Below are 6601 nucleotides of genomic sequence, written 5' to 3'. Positions count from 1 at the left end.
ACGTCCGAGCCCCAACTCCTCGGGCCGCTGGCGTGGGATCATCCGGCGCGAATTTGAGGCCTACCTCCGCTGCGGCATCCTGGCTCACGGCTTCGCCCGGGTCCGCTGTGACGGCTGCGCGTTCGAGCGTCTGGTGCCGTTTTCCTGCAAGGGGCCGGGGCTTCTGCCCAGCTGCGGGGGCCGGCGGATGACCGAGCGCGCCGCCCATCTGTTCGACCCGCAGCTCGTACACCTGGTTCGGCGCCAGGGCGTCGGGTGCGTGGCGGAGTCCCGGTAGCGGCGCGGAGGATGCCGTCACAGAGGAGGCGCGAGGCCCCGCCCTCGAGCCAGAACGCGTGCGTCACCCGCTTGTCGCCGATCGGGGGTGGCGGCCATGCTGTCAGGCACCCAGCGGCGGCATGGGGCGGATCCAGCTTGCTTCAATGAGCCGTTAGGAGTACGCTCTAATGTACCGTTGGAGGTGCGGTGTTCCATGGTCAAGGTGCCCGACATCATCCCCATCACCGATTTGCGGCAAGACGCGGCGGCGGCGCTGAAACGGGCCCGAGAGTCGCGCCAGCCGGTTGTCATCACGCAGCGAGGACGGGCGGCGGCGGTTCTGGTCAGCGTCGAGACCTACGAGCGCGCGGAGCACGAACGGCAGCTCCTGCGCCTGCTCGCCCGAGGCGAGCGGGAAATCGCGGCGGGTGAGGGCTACGACCTTGACAGCGTATTGGCGGAGGCCGATGAGTTGCTCGCCAAGGACTGAGCGGTGGAGGTCCGGTTCACGCCCTCCGGCCGCGCGCAATTTCTCGCCGCGGTGGCCTACATCCGGAGCGCCGACCCGGGAGCGGCCCGGGGGTTCCGGCGGCAGGCGGAACGACTCCTGCGGCGACTCGAACGCTTTCCGCGGTCGGGCAGGATCATTCCGGAGTTTCCGGATCTTCCGTACCGCGAGGTCATCGTTCGGCCGTATCGGTTCTTCTATCGAGCCGAGGGAAAGACGGTGTGGATCGTCGCCGTGTGGCACGGTGCCCAGCGCCCGGCACGACCTCGGGGGTCGCGCGGGCTTCCCCGGGAGCCAGGCCGCCGGGAGCATCTGACACCCGAGAGATCCGGGACGCCGGCCGCCGCCGCGCGCAGCCCGAGCGCCCCCCGCCGCGTGCCCTCCCTCATTCGGCGGGCGGAGGCCGAGTCGATCACGCTGGGGAGCCCCGGGCAGACCATCCTGCCGGAGTCGCGGCCGAGCTTCAGGACGGCGACCGAGGCGTAGACCAGGGCAAAGCCCGCCAGGTCCAGGGCCGCGAGGACGCGACGGAGAAACGCCTCCAGGGGGACCTGGTCCACGACCAGGGTCAGAGGCTTCGGCTCGACCGCGGACGGCACGAGCTCGACCCCATGGCGGCGACGTCACGCTTCGCCAGCTACGGCTCCACGAATCTCCACCTCGGCTTCGATCACGATCGGAACGTTCCACACGAGCGACACCGCCCCGACCGCCGAGCGGGCATGGTGTCCTGCGTCCGGGCCGTGGAGCTCGAGGACCAAGTCCGAGAACCCATTCATGACCGGCGCTATCAGGCTGAAGCCGGGGACCGTATTCACCATGCCGTGGACCCGCAGCCACGCGCTGACCCGGTCCAAGTCGCTCAGTTCGCGCTTCAGGCTGCCGAGAATAGAGAGCGCAGTCAGGCGGGCCGCCCGATAGGCTTCCTCGAGGGTGAGGTCGGCGCCGACTTTGCCCAGCGGCTCGGCGATCGAGCCATCTGGGTTCTGCGGGCAGTGGCCGGCGATGTACGCGCGGTCGCCGCGCACCCGGACCCATCGCCCCGCGACGCTTCGGCCGGGAGGCGCCTTGAACGGTGCCGGCAGCACCAGTCCGAGCGCCTCTAGCTTCTTCTCGACCCGCATGGCGCACCTCCGGATCCACCGAAGAGGGTCGCCGCTCCGGGGGCATTTTACCCGCTCCTCGACAAGACCTCTCCCCGGATCTGGGCAAGGTAGCGGCGAGGACTGCGAGACTCTGTTCCGGCACCGGTACCGGGAACCCGGCGGGCAGGCGTGGGGCGCCGTGTACGAGGTGCGCTGGGACGGCCGATCCGCCACCAGACGAGCGAGGTGGCCTGGAGCGCGTGGGTCCCGCCCGCGCCGCTCGAGCGGATACTCGGCGAGCGGGAGTTCTGCCCGGACTCTCACTGCCGATGGCCCGCACCACGACATCCCCCGAATTGAGGCCGACCCGGATTTGGACGTCGACACCGTGGCTTCGACGCAGGTCCGCGGCGTACCGTGCGAGGGCCTCGTGCATCCGAAGCGCAGCGTAACAGGCACGGACGGCGTGGTCCTCGTGGGCGAGGGGAGCCCCGAAGAGCGCCATGACCCCGTCCCCCATGACCTGGTTGACCGTCCCCTCGTACCGGTGGACCGCCTCCATCATCCGCTCGAGGACCGGGTCGATCAGCTTCCGGGCTTCCTCGGGATCGCGGTCGGCCAAGAGCTCCATCGAGCCCTTCACATCGGCGAAGAGCACGGTGACCTGCTTCCGCTCGCCTTCGAGCGCGGCTTTCGACGTCAGGATTTTCTCGGCGAGGTGCTTGGGGGTGTAGGTCCCGGGCGACGGAAACGGGCCGGCGGCGGGCGCGGCCACGGGCTGGCCGCAGGCGGAGCAGAACGCGGCGCCGGTCGGAAGCGCGGTGCCGCACCCGGCGCAGATGCCGACGAGAGCCGTCCCGCACGCCATGCAGAACCGCGCGGGCGCTGGGTTGTCCTGCCCGCACCGGGAACACTGCACGCGGGACCCTCGGCTACCGGATGAACCACGCCCCCGCGCGAGGGCGCGCAGTCTCGAGCGCCGGCGTCACGCAGGAGGCCGCGGGTTCGAGCCTACCGCGCTCGCTCGGGTGTGGTCCGAGCACTCACGCGAGACCCCTGGCCATGTGGACGTACGCAAGGCCTGCTGATCGAGCGCCAACCCTTCGGGACGACCCGTCCGTCTCCCGCGCGCCATGTGTGTCGCGGGACGCCCGCGTTCGCATCACGGCGAGGATAACCGACCCGAAGCCGCGGCGCCAGGGGTCGGGACGCAGAGGGGTCAACGTGCTCGGCGGCGCGCATGGCGCGGCTGAGTCGCGGTCCCGACAGGTGATGGCAGTGCCGGCCGGTTGGAACTCTGGCTCGGACCGGCCATAATAGGCGCAGCCGGCGCGATGAGGAAACCTCTCACCGGGAGAGCCATGACGGGGCGGACGGGGACAGGAATCATGCTGGAGGACCGCTACCTCCGCGAGGAGGGTGTGGTCTATCTGAGCGGGCTCCACGCGCTCGTCCGCCTCCCGATCGATCAGAACCGGCGGGACCGCCGGGCGGGACTCCGGATCGGGACCTTCATCAGCGGCTATCCTGGGTCGCCCCTCGGCGGGTACGATCTCGCCCTCCGTCAGGCGGGGAAACTCCTCACCGAGCACGACATCGTGCACGTGCCGGGCGCCAACGAGGAGCTGGCCGCCACCGCCATCAGTGGGACCCAGATGCTGGACCACTATCCGCACGCTCGGTGGGACGGCGTGGTGGCGCTCTGGTACGGGAAGGGGCCGGGCGTGGACCGGAGCGGCGACGCGCTCAAGCACGGGAACTTCGCCGGCACCAGCCGGCACGGCGCGGTGGTCGTGCTCTCCGGCGAGGATCACGAGGCGAAGAGCTCCACCATGCCCTACCAGGACGACTACGCCTTCGTGAGCCACGGCATGCCGATCCTGTACCCGGCTTCGACCGGTGAGTTCCTGGGGCTGGGCCTCCACGCGATCGCCCTGTCCCGCTTCAGCGGCTGCTGGGTGGCCATGAAGCTGGTGGGACAGCTGGCCGACGGCGGCGCGACTGTCGAAGTCGCCCCCGACCGGCCGCGGATCGTCATCCCCGAGCTCTCGATCGAGGGCCGGCCGTTCACGAAGTCGACCGACTTCACCTTCTTCCCCGGCACGAACATCGAGACGGAGCGCCAGCTCTACTACGGGCGCCACCGGGCGGTGGTCGCCTACGCGCGGGCCAACGGACTCGACCGCGTGGAGGTGCACTCGCCACGGGATCGCCTCGGCATCGTGACGGCCGGCAAGAGCTACGCCGACGCGCGCCAGGCCCTCCGCGACCTGGGCCTCGACGACGCGGGCCTCGGGCGCCTCGGGATCCGGCTCCTCCGCGTGGGCCTGATCTATCCCCTGGATGGCGAGCGGGTGCGGGACTTCGCCCGCGACCTCGAGGAGATCGTGGTGATCGAGGAGAAGCGAGGCTTCCTCGAGGCCCAGGTGAAGGAAGCGCTCTGCGGCCTCCCCCGCGGGGTCCGCGTGGTCGGGAAGTTCGACGAGACGGGCGCCCCCCTGTTCCCGATTCAGGGCGGCCTGGACAGCGATCTCGTCGCGGAACGGCTCGGGCTGCGGCTCCTCCGCCGGGCCGAGGACCATCCGGACCTCCGCGCGATGATCGAGGGCCGCCTGGCCGAGCTGCGGGCGATCCGGGCCCGCCCGTACGAGGCGCTGCCCGGGCGGACGCCCAACTACTGCTCGGGCTGCCCGCACAACATCTCGACCCGGCTCCTGGAGGGGCAGGTGGCGTGGGGGAGCCCCGGCTGTCACTCCTTCGCCTCGATCATCGAGCAGCCCGAGCGCCACATCGTCTCGATGACGCAGCTCGGCGGCGAGGGACTCCCGTGGATCGGGCTCGCCCCCTTCACCGACCGCCGCCACATGGTCCAGAACGTCGGGGACGGCTCGCTCTTCCACTCGAGCTACCTGAACATCCGCTTCTGCGTGGCGGCGGGCGTCAACATCACCTTCAAGATTCTCTACAACGGCTACGTCGCCAACACGGGAGCCCAGGAGATGGTCGGCGGGAAGCCCATCCCCGAGCTGACGCGGCTCCTGGAGACCGAGGGCGTTCGGCGGATCGCCGTCGTCACCAAGACCCCGGGGGCCTACCGGCGCGCCGGGCTCGCCTCGGCCGCGCGGGTCTACCCGGTCACCGAGCAGGACCGGGTCCTCCGCGAGCTCGCCGCCGAGCCCGGCGTCACCGTGTTCATCTACGACGGGCTCTGCGCGAACGAGCGACGGCGCCGGCAGAAGCGGGGTACGCTGCCCGTTCCCAACCGGTTCGTCGTGATCAACGAGGAGGTCTGCGAGAACTGCGGGCACTGCGGGGTCGTGACCAACTGCATGTCTCTCCACAAGGTGGAGACCGAGTTCGGCTCCAAGACCCAGATCCACGCCTCCTCCTGCAATCAGGATTACTCGTGTCTGGCGGGCGACTGCCCGTCCTTCGTCACGGTGGAGACCCGGGAGGGGACCGGCTACCGCCGGCCCTCACCGCCGGTCCTCGGGGAGGAGGCGATCCCCGAGCCGCCGCGCCGGCCGCGAGGCGACCGGCCCTATCACATCTACATCCCGGGGGTCGGCGGCACCGGCGTCATCACGGTGAACGCCCTACTCTGCCAGGCCGCGCTGATCGACGGCCGGCGGGTGCTGAGCTACGACCAGACGGGCGCCGCCCAGAAGTGGGGGCCCGTCCTCTCCAGCCTGGTCATTGCCGTGCCGGACCAGTCTCTCTGGGCCAACAAGGTCGGCGCGGGTCAGGCCGACCTCTACCTGGCCTTCGACCTGATGGCGGCGGCCACCCGCCCGAACCTCGACCGCTGCGACCCCGCCCGCACGGCGGTCGTGATCAACGCGTCGCTTCTCCCGAGCGGCGAGATGGTGCGGAACGTCGACTTCACGCCGCCGGTCGAGGCCATGACGGCCGCCATCGCCAGCGTGACCGACCCGGCCCGCCGGGTCTCCGTGGAGGCGCGCCGGGTTGCCGAGGCGCTCTTCGGCGACTACATGGCCACGAACCTGGTGGCCCTCGGCGTGGCCTATCAGGCCGGGCTGCTGCCGCTCTCGGCGGGGAGCATCGAGGGCGCGATCCGCCTGAACGGCGTCCAGGTGGACCAGAACGTCCAGGCGTTCCGCTACGGGCGTCTGGCCTTCACCGATCCCGCGCGCGTCCGTGCGCTCGTGGAGCCTCCGCCCCGCACCTTCGAGGATGAGCGGGCGGGGGTGCTCGCGCGCCTCGCCGGAAAGGACGCGCACGCCTACGTCTCCCTGCTCGAGCGCTGCGCGCACCTGGACGCGGAGGCGCGCCGCCTGCTGGCGATCCGGGTCGCCGAGCTGATCGACTACCAGGACGTCCGGTATCCCGAGGCCTACGTGGACTTCGTCCTGGAGGTGGCCGCGCGCGAGCGGGTGGCGGTCGGGGCGCAGGCGGAGATCACCCACGCGGTGATCCGCTCGCTCTACAAGCTCATGGCCTACAAGGACGAGTACGAGGTCGCGCGGCTGCATCTCAAGCCCGGATTCCAGGCCCAGGCCCGCCGCCTCTTCGTCGCGCCGCGCCGGCTCGTCTACCACTTCCATCCGCCGCTGCTCCGCGCGCTCGGCCTCCGGCGGAAGCTCGCCTTCGGCCCCTGGTTCACTCCCGCGCTGCGTCTCCTCCGAGGCGTGCGCAGGCTGCGCGGGACGGCCTGGGACGTCTTCGGCTACGCGGGCGTGCGACGCGAGGAGCGGCGCCTCGTCCCCTGGTACCGGAGCCTCGTGGAGGC

Annotated in this window: 4 protein-coding genes and 1 pseudogene; 4 read left to right on the top strand and 1 reads right to left on the bottom strand. The window is 70.9% G+C overall.

Annotation, left to right across the window (positions count from 1 at the left end; all coding sequences use genetic code 11):
* From VGW35_13355 to VGW35_13345, 3 genes and pseudogenes are all read left to right on the top strand, one after another.
* A pseudogene (locus tag VGW35_13355) lies at window positions 1-217 on the top strand (transposase zinc-binding domain-containing protein).
* A gap of 255 nt (window positions 218-472) precedes the next feature.
* Window positions 473-748, top strand: a complete 276-nt coding sequence (locus VGW35_13350) for a type II toxin-antitoxin system Phd/YefM family antitoxin (GenBank protein ID HEV8308642.1) — start codon at window positions 473-475, stop codon at window positions 746-748.
* A 3-nt stretch (window positions 749-751) separates the two neighbouring features.
* Window positions 752-1252: a type II toxin-antitoxin system RelE/ParE family toxin gene (locus VGW35_13345; protein ID HEV8308641.1), complete on the top strand. Its 501-nt coding sequence runs from the start codon at window positions 752-754 to the stop codon at window positions 1250-1252.
* Between the two features lie 137 nt (window positions 1253-1389).
* On the opposite strand, the gene VGW35_13340 is transcribed toward VGW35_13345, so the two are convergent.
* Complete coding sequence (locus VGW35_13340) at window positions 1390-1890, bottom strand: RidA family protein (protein ID HEV8308640.1); 501 nt, start codon at window positions 1888-1890, stop codon at window positions 1390-1392.
* 1322 nt (window positions 1891-3212) lie between these two features.
* Here VGW35_13340 and VGW35_13335 point away from each other — a divergent pair.
* Window positions 3213-6601 (top strand): indolepyruvate ferredoxin oxidoreductase family protein (locus VGW35_13335; protein HEV8308639.1); only part of this gene is annotated, 3389 nt, incomplete at its 3' end.

The organism is Candidatus Methylomirabilota bacterium (genome assembly GCA_036005065.1).
Classification (GTDB): domain Bacteria; phylum Methylomirabilota; class Methylomirabilia; order Rokubacteriales; family DASRDR01; genus DASYQW01.
Note: the sequence above shows the minus strand (reverse complement) of the source record. Positions and strands in the feature narration are given on the sequence as shown.